This is a genomic window from Streptomyces rimosus subsp. rimosus, assembly GCF_000720725.1.
Classification (GTDB): Bacteria; Actinomycetota; Actinomycetes; order Streptomycetales; family Streptomycetaceae; genus Streptomyces; species Streptomyces rimosus_A.
Window position 1 is genome coordinate 1 of sequence record NZ_JOCQ01000291.1, and the last position, 200, is coordinate 200.

A 200-nucleotide genomic window follows, 5' to 3' on the forward strand; every position below is an offset into this window, starting at 1 on the left:
GGCGCTGAAAGGCTTAGCTTCCGGGTTCGAAATGTAACCGGGCGTTTCCCTAACGCTATGACCACCGAAACACTATGAAGATAACAACTCCAGCCAGCAGAGGCGAGTTCGTTACTTCAGAACTAACACAGTGGACGCGAGCAACTGAGGACAAGCCCTCGGCCTATTAGTACCAGTCAACTCCACACCTTACGGCGCTT

General features: G+C 52.5%; 1 rRNA gene. It reads right to left on the reverse strand.

Annotated features, from left to right (window positions below):
• Positions 1-69, reverse strand: a 5S ribosomal RNA gene (rrf, locus tag IH45_RS1000000147605); the annotation flags it as partial.
• Positions 70-200 lie beyond the last annotated feature (131 nt).